The organism is Micromonospora sp. CNZ280, assembly GCF_011759515.1.
Genome location: NZ_JAAOYP010000003.1, coordinates 469,798 through 483,900, shown reverse-complemented (window position 1 = coordinate 483,900; position 14,103 = coordinate 469,798). Strand labels below are relative to the sequence as shown.

Sequence of the window (14,103 nt, the reverse complement as noted above, 5' to 3'; positions counted from 1 at the left end):
CTAAACAGTCGGCTGGCACAAGGGAAGCGTTGCAAGCCGTCGGACGTAGTGATCCGCGAGGGCTTCGAACCGCGTCGCCGCTTCGGCGGCGATATCGGACTCCCATGCCTCCCGAAGGCTGACCACGGTCTCTGTGACGGTTTGGGCGGTCTGGTCGGGATCCGCTTTCGCTCCTTCTGCCAACCGGCGGAAGTGGTCGACTCTGATCGCGGAGGGCATTGTCTCGCCGTTGAGGTTCAGGGCTAGCGGCGCGTAGCGATACGGCTGGTAGACCGTCAGGGAATGGAAATCATAGACGGGCGACAGGCGGGGAGTGCGTCTGTCCGGATAGGTGAGGGCCCAATTCTTCAGATGGGCGTCGGTGTTGCCCGCCACCAGCATGGCGACCAGCCGGCGGACGAATTGCTGATAGCCGTCGTCGCCGGTCAACTGCCGGATGGCGGCCGCGAGGCCGTCGTAGGACACGCCCGACTCGCTGTACTTGTACATCGGCTCGACGTTGGCCACCTGGGCGAAGTCCTCGACATGTATTCGCGCGTCAAGGGCGCGGTCGAAGCGACGGATGCGGAGACGAGGTCGGCTGGGTCCACCATGCCGTCGGGAAGGCCCTTCACGCCATCGGCCCGCAACAGATGTACCTCGGGCACGGGGAAACCCGCGGCCGCCAGCCAACGCATGGTCAGGTATTCGTTGAGCGGCAGGTCCCGCAGGCCCCGGTCGGGGAGCTTCACGATCCACCAGCCGCCCTGGCCGCTCACCGGAATCGCGAGGCGTTCCGCGGAGACGGATTACTTGAGCTGGACTCCGGCCAGGGAGTGCCGCAGCGGATGCTCGGTGTCCTCGACCGGGCCGGGCAGGAGGTCGTCCACCGGCTCGCCGTCCGCATGGACGGTCACCGCCCCCGGCAGATTGCTGCCGACCCGCAGCAGCAGGGTGAAATCTCCGATGTTGCCGCCGCCCATTTCGCGGACGATCTGGCGGCGGAGGGCTCCCTCGGGCAGCAGGTTGCTGAACCAGGCGGGGAGGCCGACTCGGGCGCGACGGGCGACCCGGGGATCGTCCTCGAAGACCTGACCGAGCACGAGATGGCCGGGGCGGAAAGATCGTCCTCATATCGGAACTCGGACCCACCCTGGTGGTACCTCAGCTGGCCCACGTGGCGCCCATGCAGGCGTACGTCGGCGACGATGGGGGCACCCATGTCAGGCCGCGGAGCGGAGGATGTCGGTCAGCGCCCGGCCATCGCGGGCTCCCCACTCCGCCATTCGGTCGACGTGCCCGCCGATGACCTCTCGACAGACGTCTGCGCGATGAGCGAGGAACGCCTGCCACTGGCGGCGGCCGAGCAACTGCTGCCCCTTCTCGTCGAGGAGATGGCTCGCGGCGACGGTGGATGGTGCGGATGCGAGGCGGGCCGGGTCGACCCGCTCGCCGGCTGGCAGAACGAATCAGTTGGCGATGGTACCCGCCAACGCGAGGTTGTCCTGGCCCAGCAGGGGCCGCAGCGGACTACCGTTGTCCAGCAGGCGGGCTACGTCCAGGATGGCACCTGATGATGGGTCGCGGGGTTCCGCGGACAACAAGCCCAGCGCGTTGATCTTCGCCATCGCGTGATTGAAATGGACCTTGTCGAGTTCCGGCGCGAACTCAGGGAACGGCTGGACCCGACGGAGCAGCTCTGCTGCGGCGTCCACCGGTTTAGTGACGTCCACTGCCGCGATCTGGTTTCGGATGTCGGCGACGCTGATACCCCGGGCACGTGTGCCGGCCACGGCACTGCGCCAGACCCACCGCCTCAGCAGAGTCGCCGAACGTTCGGCCGGTGCGCCGTGCAGGTACACGAAGCGCACGACGGTGGGTAGCACATGCGAGTACGGGAGCAGCTTGATGTGGGGGATGGCGCAGGCGCCGCGAAGGAAGGTCACCGCATCCCGCAGAGCGCCCGCCACTTCTCGGAGGATCTCCGCCGGGGCGTCCTCCGGCGCGAATTCCTGCCGGAAGTCTTCCCGAAAGACGTCCCCACCTCGGTACGCGAGCACGCAGCGCAATGCCAACCGCTCGTCAATCGCTCCGAATCCAAGTTCCGCGGTGACCCGGCCGAGACCGCTGAGGCTGGTGAGATCATCGGCCACGGCACCCGCGTGCAGTGCCTGGAAGACCTCCGACTTGGTGAGTCGCTTACCCGTGGTGTTCATACGGGTAAAGATCTCCAGTAGCGCGCCCACGCACCGGGTATTGACGAGCCCGTGCCGTCGGTCAACTGGCGACCGGCTGCCCGGCCAGTTCGATGCGAGCGGCCTCGCCGGTCGCCGGGAAGGCCCGGGCGGTGCCGTCCACGGTCACCGACACCTCCGCGCCGACCGGCAGCGGCGTGGCGTCGTCGAGGATCCGGGCGGTGATCCGGGTGCCGTCGGCCAGCCGCAACCCGACCAGCGCGTCGTGCCCGTGGAAATCGTGCCGCAGCACCGTCGCGGTGACCGCTCCCGGCGCCGGGGCCAGGCGGATCTGCTCCGGGCGGACCAGCACGGTGACCGGGCCGCCGGGCACCGCGCCGACGATTGGGACGGTGCCCAGCACGGTACGGGCCACGCCGGCCCCGGCCACCGCCGGGAGCAGCACCGCGTCGCCGACGAAGCCGGCCACCCACTCGTCGGCCGGCTCCCGGTAGACGGTGGTCGGCGGCCCGGCCTGGACCACCCGCCCGGCGCGCAGCACCACCACCCGGTCGGCCACCGACAGCGCCTCGCCCTGGTCGTGGGTGACCAGCACCCCGGTCGCGCCGTCCGCGCGCAGCGCCTCGCGGACGTCGTGCCGCAGCCCGGCGCGCAGCCCCGCGTCGAGCGCGCTGAACGGCTCGTCCAGCAGCACCACCGAGGGGCGGGGCGCCAGCGCCCGGGCCACCGCCACCCGCTGCTGCTGCCCGCCGGAGAGTTGGTGCGGCATCCGGTCGCCGTACCCGGCCAGCCCGACCAGGGCGAGCACCTCGTCGACCCGGTCGCCGCGGCGGGCCGCCCGGTCGAGTCCGTAGCCGACGTTGGCGGCCACGCTCAGGTGCGGGAAGAGCGCGCCCTCCTGCGGCACCACGGCGATCCGGCGGCGGTGCGCGGGCAGGTGCCGGCCGCTTCCGGCGACCGGGGCGCCGTCGATCCGAATCTCCCCGGCGTCGAGCCGTTCGAAGCCGGCCAGGCAGCGCAGCAGGGTGGTCTTGCCGCAGCCGGACGGGCCGAGCACCGCGGTCAGCAGCCCGGCCGGCACGGTGAGGTCGACCCCGGCCAGCGCGGTGACCGGGCCGTACCGCTTGACCACGCCGGTCAGCTCGACCTCGCTCATCGCCGGTCCTCCTTGTCGAGCAGTCCGCTGCGGGCGACCAGCAGCCAGGTGGGCAGCGCCGAGATGGCCACCAGCAGGGCGGCGTACGGTGCGGCCGCCGCGTACGCGCCGACCGCGGTGCTGGTCCACAGCTCGGTGGCGAGCGTGTCCGTCCCGGTGGGGCGCAGCAGCAGGGTGGCCGGCAGTTCCTTCATGCCGGTGAGGAAGACCAGCGCCGCGCCCGCGCCGATGCCGGGCAGGGTCAGCGGCAGGGTGACCGTGCGCAGCACGGTCAGCGGGCCGCGGCCCAGCGAGCGGGCCACCTCCTCCAGCCCCGGCGGCGACTGGGCGGCCGCCCCGGCCACCGCGCCGACGGCCAGTGGCAGGAAGAGCGTGGCGTAGGCCAGCGCCAGCAGCCAGCGGGTCTGGTAGAGCGGGTAGGCCACGTTGATCCCGAAGAAGATCAGCGACAGCCCGATCACCACCCCGGGCAGGGCGTGGGCCAGGTAGGCCAGCCGGTCCAGCGCGGTGGCCAGCGGGCCCGGGGCGCGCGCGGTGAGCAGCCCCAGCGGCAGCGCCAGCAGCATGGTCAGCGCGGCGCCGGCCAGCGAGATCCACAGTGAGTTGCCGGCCGCGGTCAGCACCTCGGCCAGCGCACCGGGCCGGGACACCCCGTCGGCCAGCCGCCGGGCCAGGCTCACCGCGGGCACGCCGAGGGCGAGCGCGGCGACCCCGACCAGCGCCGCCAGGGCAGGCCAGCGGGCCGCGCCGAGCCGCAGCCGGGTGGCCGGCCGGCGGGCGCCGCCGAGCCGGGCGTACCGGGCGCCGCGGCGGCGGGTGGCCGTCTCGCCGACCAGCAGCAGCACGGTCAACGCCACCAGCACGCTGGAGAGCACCAGCGCGCCGGTGCGGTCGAAGCCCAGGTCGAAGGCGACGAAGATGGCCCGGGTGAAGGTGTCGGTGCGCAGGATCGACACGGCCCCGAAGTCGGAGAGCACGTAGAGGGCGACCAGCAGCCCGCCGGCCGCGGTGGCCGGCCGGATCTGGCGCAGCGTGACCTCGGTGAAGGTCCGCCAGCCGCCGCGCCCGAGCGAACGGGAGACCTCCTCCTGCGCCGGGTCGGCGCCGCGCAGCGCGGCCGCGACCGGAAGGAAGACGTACGGGTAGCAGCAGAGGGTGAGCACCAGCGCGGCCGGCCAGAACCCGGCCAGCCGCGGCGCGGAGGAGACCCAGGCGAAGGCGGCGATGTAGGTGGGGACGGCCAGCGGCAGCGCGGCCAGCACCGCGAAGGCCCGGCGGGCCGGCAGGTCCGTCCGGGTGACCAGCCAGGCGGTGCCGACGCCGAGCAGCACGCTGGCGGCGGTGACCACCGCGGCCAGGCCGAGGCTGCGCAGGGCGAGCAGGCCGACCCGGTCGGTCCACAGCTCGGCCGCGACCCGGTCGAGCCCGGCCTCGACGGTGCGCACCGCGAGGTAGGCCAGCGGGAGCAGGCCCACGGCCACCGCGGCGGTCGAGGCCGCGAGCAGCGCCGGCCGCGGCGCCAGCCGCCGCACCCCGGCGCGTACGCCGGAGCGGGCCGGCCGCGGAACGGCCGGCCCGACGGTGGCGGACGGGCTGGTCAGGGCACCAGCCCCGAATCCTTGATCAGGGTGATGGTGGCCTCGAGCGTGTCGAGGTCGTTCAGGTCGATGTCCGGGGTGTCCAGGTCGGCCAGCGGCGGCACGCCCGCCGGCGCGGCGACGCCGGGCACCACCGGGTACTCGAAGGTCTGCTCGGCGAAGTACGCCTGCGCCTCCGGGCCGAGCAGGTAGTCGACGAACGCCTGGGTGTCCGGGTCCTGCGCGGCGCGCTTGAGCACCCCGACCCCGGCCACGTTGACCAGCGCGCCGGTGTCGCCGCCGGGGAAGAAGTGCAGCTTGGCCTTGAGCGCGTCCGGGGTGGTGCCCTGCTCCTTGGCGACCTCGCCGAGGTAGTAGTGGTTCACCAGGCCGACCGGGATCGTGCCGCTGTTCACGTCCTCGACGATCTTGACGTTGTTGTCCCGGATCTGCGGCTCGTTGGCCTTCAGCCCGGCCAGGAAGTCCTTGGCCTTCTGCTCGCCGTGCTGCACCCGGATCGCGGTGACGAACGCCTGGAACGAGCCGTTGGTCGGGGCGACGCCGATCTTGCCCTTCCATTTCGGGCCGGCCAGCTCGAAGACGGACTTCGGCAGCTCGGCGGCGGGCACCAGGTCGGCGTTGTACGCCAGCACCCGGGCGCGGGCGCTGACCCCGACCCACTGGCCGCCGCGGGCCCGGTACTTCTCCGACACCTTGGCGGTGGCGGTCTCGGGCAGGGTGCTGAACAGGTCCTTCTTGGCGACGGCGCCGAGCGCGCCGGCGTCCTGGGCGAAGAACGCGTCGGCCGGGGACTTGCCGCCCTCCTCGGTCAGCTGCGCGGCGAGCTGGGCGGTGGTGGCGTACCGGGTCTGCACGGTGATCCCGGTCTGCTGGGTGAACTTCTCCAGCAGCGGCTTGACCAGCTGCTCGTTGCGCCCGCTATAGACGGTGATCTTCTTGTCGTTCGGCTTGCCGGGGTCGGTGGATCCCTCGTCGCCTGACCCGCAGGCGACCAGGCCGAACCCGAGCAGGCCGGCCGCGACGAGCATCGCGGTGGACCGGCGCACAGTGACGGACACGAGAACCCCTTCTTCCCGGCCATCGGCGGCCGACGGGGAGAAGTTAGCACAGGCTAACCTCAGTGCGAATGCGTGTACCGGTCGGATCGACGCCACGGTGCTGGCGTGTCGGGCGGCCCGGCTCACCCGGCGCGGCCCGATGAGGAAGCATGACTACCATGACGCTCGCGCTGCCCATCGATCCCGAGGCCAACCGGCTGCTGGCGCGCAGCCCGCTGGCCCTGCTCCTCGGCATGGTCCTCGACCAGCAGGTGCCGATGGAGAAGGCGTTCTCCTCGCCGTACGTGCTGAGCCAACGGCTCGGCCATGAGCCGGACGCCGCCGAACTCGCCGGGTACGACCCGGAGGCCCTGGTCGCCCTGTTCGCCCAGCCACCCGCGCTGCACCGGTTCCCCAAGGCGATGGCCGCCCGGGTGCAGGAGGTGTGCCGGGTCCTCGTCGACCGGTACGACGGCGACGCCGCCCGGCTCTGGTCCGACGCCACCGACGGCCGGGACCTGCTGCGGCGGATCGCCGACCTGCCCGGCTTCGGCAAGCAGAAGGCGCAGATCTTCCTCGCCCTGCTCGGCAAGCGGTTCGGCGTCACGCCGGAGGGCTGGCGGGAGGCCGCCGGCGGCTACGGCGACCCGGACGCCCACCGGTCGGTGGCGGACGTCGTCGACGCGGACTCGCTGCGCCGGGTACGGGAGTACAAGCAGCAGATGAAGGCGGCGGCCAAGGCAGAGTCCGCGCCGGCCTGACGCAACCCCGACGTCGGGCCGGTCGTTGTTGGCAGGATGGCGACGGGCGACCGATGACGGACCGACGCGGCGCGCAGCTGCTGCGCCCCGAGGTCAGCGCGACCCGGGCCACCTTCCTCGAACTCTTCTTCGACCTGGTCTTCGTCTTCGCGCTGACCCGGGTCTCGGTGCGCCTGATCGACGCCGCGGGGGCGCCCGGCGGCGAGCTGGTGGCCGAGATCGTGCGCACCGGAGTGCTCTTCCTCGCCCTCTGGCTGCTCTGGTCGATCACCACCTGGGTCACCAGCCGGTACGAGCCGGAGCGCGGGGTGATCCAGTTCGTCGTGGTGGGGTCCATGTTCGCCGCGATGGTGATGGCGGTCGCGCTGCCGGGAGCGTTCGAGGGCCGGGCCCTGCCGTTCGTGCTCGGTTACCTGGGAGCGATGATCGGCCGGCCGCTGATCGTCGCCGCGGCGCTACGCCGCCATCCGCGCCGTACGGTCCCGCTGCGGCTCGCCGCCTGGGCGGCGGTCGGCGCCGTGCCGTGGCTGGCCGGGGCGTTCGCGCCGGAGGACCTGCGCCTGCCGCTGTGGGTGCTCGCGCTGGCCGTCGACGGCGTCGGGCTCATGCTCGGGTGGCCGTTGCCCCGGTTGGGCCCGGCGCGGGCGTCCGGCTGGCTGATCGCCGGCGAGCACCTTGCCGACCGGTACCAGCAGATCTTCCTCATCTCGCTCGGGGAGACGATCCTGGTGATCGGGGTGATCTACAGCGGGGTGGCGTTCACCGCCGATCGGATCGGCGCCTTCGTCACCGCGTTCGCCACCACGGCACTGCTCTGGCGGATCTACTTCCACCGGACGGGTCACCTGCTCGCCGAGGCGTTGCGGGTGGCCCGGTCCGCCGGCCGGCTCGGCTCCTCCGTCGGCGCCACCCACCTGGGCATCGTGGTCGGGGTGCTCACCACCGGCGTCGGCTACGAGCTGGTGATCGAGCACCCGTACGGTCGGATCGACCCGGGCTGGCTGGTCTTCCTGGTCGGCGGCCCGGCGGTCTTCCTGCTCGCCCGGGCCCGCTTCGAGTACGAAATCTTCGGCCGGGTGTCCTGGTCGCGCTGGGGCGGCCTGGCGGCACTGCTCCTGATGGCGCCGGCGCTCACCCTGGGCTCGCCGATGGTGGCGCTGGCGGCGGTCGCCGCCGTGCTGGCCGCGGTGGCGACCGCCGACGCGTGGCGCAGCCACGGCCGGCCGCTCGAGACGCCCGCCTCGCCGCTGGTGCACGGCGGGAGCGCGGACGGCGACTTCCACCCGGCCCCGTGAGGGAGCCCGGATCAGGCGGCGGTCGGATGGGCCAGCGCGGCCAGCGCGCGCCGGACGTCGGCGAGCGAGACGGTGGCCGAGTCGTCGAGGTCGGCCAGCCCGGCCTCGATCCACTGCCGCATCAGCGTGGTGACGCCGATCCCCCGGGCATCCGCGGCCGCCCGCACCCGCTCGTACGTCTCCAGCGGCAGCCGGACCGAGCGGCTCACCATCGGCGTGTCGGTGTCGGGGGTGGGCAGCTCCACCGGCGGGCTCTCGTCGATCAGCTCCGCGAGCCGGTCACCGCCGCTGTGGAACTGCTTGGTCGCGTCGTTACGGTGCATCGTCACCGCCTCCTCGTCGGTGGGACCTCCGCACTGCCTCGTCGTAGCGCTTGGCCTCGACGTCGCTCAGCTCCCGGGCGGAGAGGATGTCCCAGTCGTTGTCGGTGCCGTCGGCCTCGGCGAGCAGCACGGCCAGCCGGCGCCCCCGGCGGGCGGCGGCGTAGACGACCATCACGTCGTCGCCCAGGTGGCGGATGACCCGCCGGCTGCTGTGCAGCGCCTCCCAGACTTCCCCCGGCGTGACGTCGTAGACCCTCAGGTTGGCCAACGCCTCGTCGGTGAAGCTGAACCTGCTGCCCACGCGGCGAGCGTACCACGTACGTAACACGAAGCTTCGATGCCCGGAATTTCGCTGATCACGGCCTCGGGGTGACAGGATGAGGCGTAACCCCCTCGAGGAGGTCCGTGGTGAAGCGTCAGGCGTACCAGCCGATCCTGATCACCGACGCCTCGCGCAGCCAGGACGACCAGCTCACCAGCCGACAGAAGCGGTACGTGCTGATGATGGGCATCCGGGTGGCCTGCCTGATCGTTGGTGCGATCCTGGTCGGCGCGCAGGCTCCGCTGCTCTGGCTCTGGCTGCCGATGGTGGCACTGGGCATGCTGCTCATCCCGTGGCTGGCCGTGCTGCTGGCCAACGACCGGCCGCCGAAGGACGAGCACCGGCTGATGAACCGGTTCCAGCCCCGGCACCGGGACGAGACGCCCCCGATGAGCCTCACCGCCGAGGAACGGCCGCACAAGGTCATCGACGCCGAGCCCTGACCGGCCGGACGCCACCCCGGCCGGCTCGGCTCAGCTCGGGCGGGCGCCGACCTGCGACACCGCCGACGCGCCGAGGTCACCGGCCCGGGCCAGCGCCGCCGCCGGTGCCGCCCCGGACAGCCAGGCGGAGAGCAGCCCGGCCGCGAACGCGTCCCCGGCACCGGTGACGTCCGCCACCGCCACCCGGCGGGCGGGCGACACCGTCACCGCCCCGTTCCGGTCCACCCAGACCGCCCCGGCCGCGCCCCGCTTGACCACCACCCGCCGGGCGGACGCCGTCAACGCCCGCCCCTGGGCGGCCGGGTCCAGCCCGCCGGCCAGCACGGTCGCCTCGTCCGCGTTGACCAGCAGCAGGTCGACCTCGCGTACCCAGGTCAGAAAGGCCGCCGCGCCGACCCGCCGCAGCGGCGCGGCGGAGGCCGCGTCGACGCTGGTGGTGAGCCCACGCCCGCGCGCGGCGGCCAACGCGGCCAGCCCGGCCGGGCGGGACGCCGCGTCCAGCAGGGGATAGCCGGACAGGTGCAGGTGCACCGCGTCCGGAGCGGCGGCCAGCGCCGCCTCGACGTGCTCCGGGGTCAGCCGCAGGTTGGCGCCCCGCTCGGTGATCATCGTGCGTTCGCCGTCGGTGGCCAGCACGATCACCGTGCCGGTGGGGTGGTCCGGATGCCGGCTGACCGCGCAGTCGACCCCGATCCGCTCCAGCTCGGCCACCCGGTCCCGCCCCTGGCTGTCGTCGCCGACCGCGCCTACCAGCGTCACCGGCACACCCCGGGCGGCGAGCCAGGCAGCGGTGTTGGCGGCCTGCCCGCCACCGCTGAACCGGATTGCCGCCGGCGTGTCCGACCCGGTGGCCGGCGGCCCGGCCAGCACCGCCACCACGTCGGTGATCAGGTCACCGACGACGAGGACCCGGCCTGTGGTCATGCGTCGGCGCGGCGTGCGGCGGCGGCGACCGCGATGCGGGCGGCCAGGTCGGCGTTGCGCAGGATGATCCGGACGTTCACCGCCAGGCTCGCCCCCTCGGTGGCCGAGTGGAAGTGCGCCAGCAGGTAGGGCGTAACCGCCTTGCCGGTCACCCCGTCGCGCTCCAGCCGGGCCAGCCCTTCGGCCAGGGTGCGGTCGTGCAGGTCCGGGTCGAGCTGCTCGTCGGTCGGCAGCGGGTTGGCCACGATCAGGCCGCCGCGGTGGACGCCATGCTGCTCGCGGGCGGCCAGCACGTCCGCCACCTGCTCCGGGCTGTCGACCGACCAGTCCAGGTCGAAGCCGCCGTCGGTGACGAAGAAGCCGGGGAACCGCCGGGTGCGGTAGCCGACCACGCCGACCCCGAGGGTCTCCAGCCGCTCCAGCGTGGCGCCCACGTCGAGGATCGACTTGACCCCGGCACAGACCACCGCGATCGGCGTCCGGGCCAGGGTGACCAGGTCGGCCGACTCGTCGAAGGTCTGGGCCGCCTCCCGGTGCACCCCGCCGAGGCCGCCGGTGGCGAACACCCCGATCCCGGCCGCCGCGGCGACCGCGCTGGTCGCGGCCACGGTGGTGGCGCCGTCCGCGCCGGTGGCGGCGGCCACCGCCAGATCGCGTACGGAAAGCTTGGTCACGCCGTCGGCGGTGGCCAGCCGGGTCAGCTCGGCGTCGTCGAGGCCCACCACCAGTTTGCCGCCGACCATGCCGATGGTCGCCGGCACCGCCCCGGCGTCCCGGACCGCCTGCTCGATCTGCCGGGCGACCCGCAGGTTGTCGGGGCGGGGCAGCCCGTGCGAGACGATGGTGCTCTCCAGGGCGACGACGGGACGCCCGTCGCGCAGCGCGTCGGCCACCTCGGTGCCGTAACGGATGTGGAAGTTGTTCACGACAGCCACGGTACGGGCCGCGCCCCGGCCGGGCTGAAGTGGACCGGGCCGCGGTGACCTGCCAGACTTGAGGGTTGGAGGTGGAAAAGTGAGCACACAGGTCCTCGAGCGTCCGGAGCTGAAGGACGCCGACACCGGTCCGGAGATGTTCCACTACGTCCGGAAGGACAAGATTGCCGAAAGTGCCGTGATGGGCACGTTCGTCGTCGCGCTCTGCGGCGAGACCTTCCCGGTGACCAAGGCCGCCAAGCCCGGTTCGCCGGTCTGCCCGAAGTGCAAGGAGATCTACGACTCCTGGGCCGACTGATCCGGGGCGGCCCGTCCGGCCGTCCACGTAGCCTGCGGCGGTGACCACCTCCACCGCGCTGCTCCTCGCCGACCTGACCGGGGTGGCCGTCTTCGCCGCCTCCGGCGCCTCCGCGGCGGTGGCCAAGCGGCTCGACCTCTTCGGCGTGGTCTTCGTCGGCTTCGTCGCGGCCCTCGGCGGCGGCATCTTCCGCGACCTGGCCATCGACGAGGTCCCGCCGCTGGCCTTCGCCGATTGGCGCTACCCGGCCACCGCGGCGGTCACCGCCGCCGCCGTGTTCTGGCTGCATCCCCAGCTCGCCCGGCTGCGCACCACCGTGCTGGTGCTGGACGCGGCCGGCCTCGGCCTGTTCACCGTCACCGGCACCCTGAAGGCCCTGGACGCCCAGGTGCCCGCGGTCGGCGCCTGCGTGATCGGCATGCTCACCGCGATCGGCGGCGGCCTCGGCCGGGACCTGCTCACCGCCGAGATCCCGGTGGTGCTCCGGCGGGAGATCTACGCGGTCGCCGCGCTCGTCGGCTCGGTGGCGGTGGCGATGCTGCACGCCTTGGGCCGGGCCGAGGCGGGCTGGCTGATCGCCGCGGCGGTGCTGGTCTTCGGTATCCGACTGGTGGCGCTGCGCCGGCGCTGGTCGGCTCCGGTGGCCACGCTGCGCCCGCCGCGCGGCCCGGGCCTGTGATCCCGTCCGGTGCCGGCGGTGGCGACGGTCCGGGTGTGACCCGGGTGACCAGCGTGGCGTCCGCTGCGCCGGGTGGGGACCGCTGGTTATGCTGAGTCGGCCTTCGCGGCATCTTCTGCGCGGAGGCGTTTTCATGGGCGGCGGTCCCCGTTGGCCCTCGGCCGGGGTCCGCCTGTGTGCGGTCGGAGAGGAGCGCTCGCGTGGCTGCCCGGTTGCCGGCGATCGAGACGTTTCCGGCACTACGCGCCTGGCAGCGCAAGGCGCTGGTGGAGTACCTGCGCCGCCGGAGTGAGGATTTCACCGCGGTCGCCACGCCCGGCGCCGGCAAGACCACCTTCGCCCTGCGGATCGCCGCCGAGCTGCTCGCCGACGGCACCGTCGAGGCGGTCACCGTGGTCGCCCCGACCGAGCACCTGAAGACCCAGTGGGCCGCCTCGGCCGCCCGGGTCGGCATCCAGCTCGACGCCGCGTTCCGCAACGCCGACCTGCACTCCTCGGCCGACTTCCACGGCGCGGTGGTCACCTACGCCCAGGTCGGCATGGCCCCGCAGGTGCACCGGCGGCGCACCATGACCCGGCGCACCCTGGTCATCCTCGACGAGATCCACCACGCCGGCGACTCCCGGTCCTGGGGCGACGGCGTGAAGGCGGCCTTCGAGCCGGCGGTCCGCCGGCTGATGCTCACCGGCACCCCGTTCCGCTCGGACGACAACCCGATCCCGTTCGTCAGCTACGAACGGGGCGACGACGGCCTGCTCCGGTCGCGCGCCGACTCGGTCTACGGCTACTCCGACGCGCTGCGTGACGGCGTGGTCCGGCCGGTGCTCTTCCTGGCGTACTCGGGGGAGACGCGGTGGCGCACCAACGCCGGGGAGGAACTGGCCGCCCGGCTGGGCGAGCCGATGACCCAGGACCTGATCGCCCAGGCCTGGCGGACCGCCCTGGACCCGGCCGGTGACTGGATGCCGCAGGTGCTGCGGGCCGCCGACGCGCGGCTCACCGTGCTCCGCGAGGCCGGCATGAGCGACGCCGGCGGTCTGGTCATCGCCAGCGACCAGCAGGCCGCCCGCGCGTACGCCAAGCTGGTCGAGCAGGTGACCGGCGAGAAGGCGGCCGTGGTGCTCTCCGACGACGTCGGCGCCTCCGCGCGGATCGCCAGCTTCGCGGCGTCCCAGCAGCGCTGGCTGGTGGCGGTGCGGATGGTGTCCGAGGGGGTGGACATCCCCCGGCTGGCGGTCGGGGTGTACGCGACCAGCGCCAGCACGCCGCTCTACTTCGCCCAGGCGATCGGCCGGTTCGTCCGGGCCCGCCGGCCCGGCGAGACCGCGTCGGTCTTCCTGCCCAGCGTGCCGCACCTGCTCGGGCTGGCCAGCGAGATGGAGGCCGAGCGGGACCACGTACTCGGCAAGCCGAAGGACCGCGAGGGCTTCGACGACGACCTGCTGGAGCGCGCCCAGCGCGACGAGCAGGCCAGCGGCGAGCTGGAGAAGCGGTTCGCGGCGCTGTCCGCCACCGCCGAGCTCGACCAGGTGATCTTCGACGGCGCCTCGTTCGGCACCGCCGCCCAGGCCGGCACCCCGGAAGAGGAGGAGTACCTCGGCCTGCCCGGCCTGCTCTCCCCCGACCAGGTGGCCCTGCTGCTGAGCAAGCGGCAGGCCGAGCAGCTGGCCGCCCAGCGGCGCAAGGCCGCCGCGCGGTCGGCCGAGCCGGCCGCCGACGCCGCCCCGCAGCCGGCGGCGCCGATGAGCGCCGCCCAGCGCCGGGTGGCGCTGCGCCGGCAGTTGAACGCCCTGGTGGCCGCCCGCCACCACCGGACCGGCCAGCCGCACGGCAAGATCCACGCCGAGCTGCGCCGGCTCTGCGGCGGCCCGCCCAGCGCCCAGGCCACCATCGAACAGCTGGAAGAACGCATCGCCACCGTGCAGACCCTCTGACGGCGCCGGCCGAGCCGGTTCCGGCGCCCCGGGTCCACTCGACCCGCCACCGCTCATGCTCATTCCGTGCGCGGCCCTGATCGGCCTGTCGTGAGCAGGGCCGCGGCCCGACTCACGCCTGCCCAGCGTCAGGCGATCTTTCGGCTTGGTGGGCGCGAGGTGCCGGGTGGGCGGTGCGGGCCGGTTGGTCACGCGGGTGGGCGGATGCGATCAGGGTGTCCCGG

Annotated in this window: 16 protein-coding genes and 1 pseudogene; 6 read left to right on the top strand and 11 right to left on the bottom strand. The window is 73.5% G+C overall.

The genetic code is table 11. The features are described 5' to 3' along the window. The 7 genes and pseudogenes from FHX32_RS23975 to FHX32_RS23945 form a co-directional block, all read right to left on the bottom strand. Complete coding sequence (locus tag FHX32_RS23975) at window positions 1-672, bottom strand: type II toxin-antitoxin system HipA family toxin (protein ID WP_486481293.1); 672 nt, start codon at window positions 670-672, stop codon at window positions 1-3. Further along, window positions 627-758: pseudogene (locus tag FHX32_RS35390) on the bottom strand (HipA domain-containing protein); the annotation flags it as partial. The gene FHX32_RS23975 and the pseudogene FHX32_RS35390, both read right to left, overlap by 46 nt. A gap of 30 nt (window positions 759-788) precedes the next feature. Then, window positions 789-1,082, bottom strand: coding sequence for a HipA N-terminal domain-containing protein (locus FHX32_RS23965; RefSeq protein ID WP_167187455.1), 294 nt, complete (start codon window positions 1,080-1,082; stop codon window positions 789-791). A 366-nt stretch (window positions 1,083-1,448) separates the two neighbouring features. Then, window positions 1,449-2,225 (bottom strand): hypothetical protein, encoded by a 777-nt coding sequence (locus tag FHX32_RS23960; protein ID WP_167187453.1) that lies wholly within the window; start codon window positions 2,223-2,225, stop codon window positions 1,449-1,451. Window positions 2,226-2,256: 31 nt separating this feature from the next. Beyond that, window positions 2,257-3,330 carry an ABC transporter ATP-binding protein gene (locus tag FHX32_RS23955; protein ID WP_167187451.1) on the bottom strand — a complete coding sequence of 358 codons (1,074 nt, stop codon included), beginning with the start codon at window positions 3,328-3,330 and terminating at the stop codon, window positions 2,257-2,259. Continuing rightward, window positions 3,327-4,862, bottom strand: a complete 1,536-nt coding sequence (locus FHX32_RS23950; RefSeq protein WP_167187449.1) for an ABC transporter permease — start codon at window positions 4,860-4,862, stop codon at window positions 3,327-3,329. The genes FHX32_RS23955 and FHX32_RS23950 overlap by 4 nt, the downstream gene beginning before the upstream one ends. A 65-nt stretch (window positions 4,863-4,927) precedes the next feature. After that, the gene (locus FHX32_RS23945; RefSeq protein ID WP_167189176.1) at window positions 4,928-5,956 is read right to left on the bottom strand and encodes an iron ABC transporter substrate-binding protein; all 1,029 of its coding nucleotides are present in this window, start codon (window positions 5,954-5,956) and stop codon (window positions 4,928-4,930) included. 179 nt (window positions 5,957-6,135) lie between these two features. Between FHX32_RS23945 and FHX32_RS23940 the strand changes: the two genes are divergently transcribed. Both FHX32_RS23940 and FHX32_RS23935 read left to right on the top strand, forming a co-directional pair. Next, window positions 6,136-6,726: an HhH-GPD-type base excision DNA repair protein gene (locus tag FHX32_RS23940; protein ID WP_167187447.1), complete on the top strand. Its 591-nt coding sequence runs from the start codon at window positions 6,136-6,138 to the stop codon at window positions 6,724-6,726. A 53-nt stretch (window positions 6,727-6,779) separates the two neighbouring features. Further along, window positions 6,780-8,021 (top strand): low temperature requirement protein A, encoded by a 1,242-nt coding sequence (locus FHX32_RS23935; RefSeq protein WP_167187445.1) that lies wholly within the window; start codon window positions 6,780-6,782, stop codon window positions 8,019-8,021. 11 nt (window positions 8,022-8,032) lie between these two features. Here the strand turns inward: FHX32_RS23935 and FHX32_RS23930 are convergent, their stop codons facing one another. Both FHX32_RS23930 and FHX32_RS23925 read right to left on the bottom strand, forming a co-directional pair. Next, entirely contained in the window at window positions 8,033-8,344 is a 312-nt protein-coding gene (locus FHX32_RS23930) for a hypothetical protein (RefSeq protein ID WP_088995336.1), read from the bottom strand. Beyond that, window positions 8,334-8,645, bottom strand: coding sequence for a hypothetical protein (locus FHX32_RS23925; protein ID WP_172899378.1), 312 nt, complete (start codon window positions 8,643-8,645; stop codon window positions 8,334-8,336). The genes FHX32_RS23930 and FHX32_RS23925 overlap by 11 nt, the downstream gene beginning before the upstream one ends. Before the next feature lie 107 nt (window positions 8,646-8,752). Here FHX32_RS23925 and FHX32_RS23920 point away from each other — a divergent pair, with 107 nt between their 5' ends. Then, window positions 8,753-9,109 carry a DUF3099 domain-containing protein gene (locus tag FHX32_RS23920; protein ID WP_167187441.1) on the top strand — a complete coding sequence of 119 codons (357 nt, stop codon included), beginning with the start codon at window positions 8,753-8,755 and terminating at the stop codon, window positions 9,107-9,109. A 30-nt stretch (window positions 9,110-9,139) separates the two neighbouring features. On the opposite strand, the gene FHX32_RS23915 is transcribed toward FHX32_RS23920, so the two are convergent. Next, entirely contained in the window at window positions 9,140-10,033 is an 894-nt protein-coding gene (locus tag FHX32_RS23915) for a carbohydrate kinase family protein (protein WP_167187439.1), read from the bottom strand. Then, on the bottom strand, window positions 10,030-10,959 hold the full coding sequence (locus FHX32_RS23910; protein ID WP_167187437.1) for a pseudouridine-5'-phosphate glycosidase: 930 nt from the start codon (window positions 10,957-10,959) through the stop codon (window positions 10,030-10,032). The genes FHX32_RS23915 and FHX32_RS23910 overlap by 4 nt, the downstream gene beginning before the upstream one ends. A gap of 88 nt (window positions 10,960-11,047) precedes the next feature. Between FHX32_RS23910 and FHX32_RS23905 the strand changes: the two genes are divergently transcribed. The 3 genes from FHX32_RS23905 to FHX32_RS23895 all read left to right on the top strand — a co-directional run bounded on the left by FHX32_RS23905 (window position 11,048) and on the right by FHX32_RS23895 (window position 13,879). Continuing rightward, window positions 11,048-11,266, top strand: coding sequence for a DUF3039 domain-containing protein (locus FHX32_RS23905; protein ID WP_145775693.1), 219 nt, complete (start codon window positions 11,048-11,050; stop codon window positions 11,264-11,266). A 40-nt stretch (window positions 11,267-11,306) separates the two neighbouring features. Continuing rightward, a complete protein-coding gene (locus tag FHX32_RS23900; RefSeq protein ID WP_167187435.1) occupies window positions 11,307-11,945 on the top strand; it encodes a trimeric intracellular cation channel family protein in 639 nt (212 codons plus the stop codon). Between the two features lie 200 nt (window positions 11,946-12,145). Then, on the top strand, window positions 12,146-13,879 hold the full coding sequence (locus tag FHX32_RS23895) for a DEAD/DEAH box helicase (RefSeq protein WP_167187433.1): 1,734 nt from the start codon (window positions 12,146-12,148) through the stop codon (window positions 13,877-13,879). Window positions 13,880-14,103 lie beyond the last annotated feature (224 nt).

Coding starts and splice junctions, on each gene's coding strand:
- FHX32_RS23955 (WP_167187451.1), bottom strand. CDS start 3,330: ATGAGCGAGGTCGAGCTGACCGGCGTGGTCAAGCGGTACGGCCCGGTC.
- FHX32_RS23945 (WP_167189176.1), bottom strand. CDS start 5,956: ATGCTCGTCGCGGCCGGCCTGCTCGGGTTCGGCCTGGTCGCCTGCGGG.
- FHX32_RS23940 (WP_167187447.1), top strand. CDS start 6,136: ATGACTACCATGACGCTCGCGCTGCCCATCGATCCCGAGGCCAACCGG.
- FHX32_RS23935 (WP_167187445.1), top strand. CDS start 6,780: ATGACGGACCGACGCGGCGCGCAGCTGCTGCGCCCCGAGGTCAGCGCG.
- FHX32_RS23930 (WP_088995336.1), bottom strand. CDS start 8,344: ATGCACCGTAACGACGCGACCAAGCAGTTCCACAGCGGCGGTGACCGG.
- FHX32_RS23915 (WP_167187439.1), bottom strand. CDS start 10,033: ATGACCACAGGCCGGGTCCTCGTCGTCGGTGACCTGATCACCGACGTG.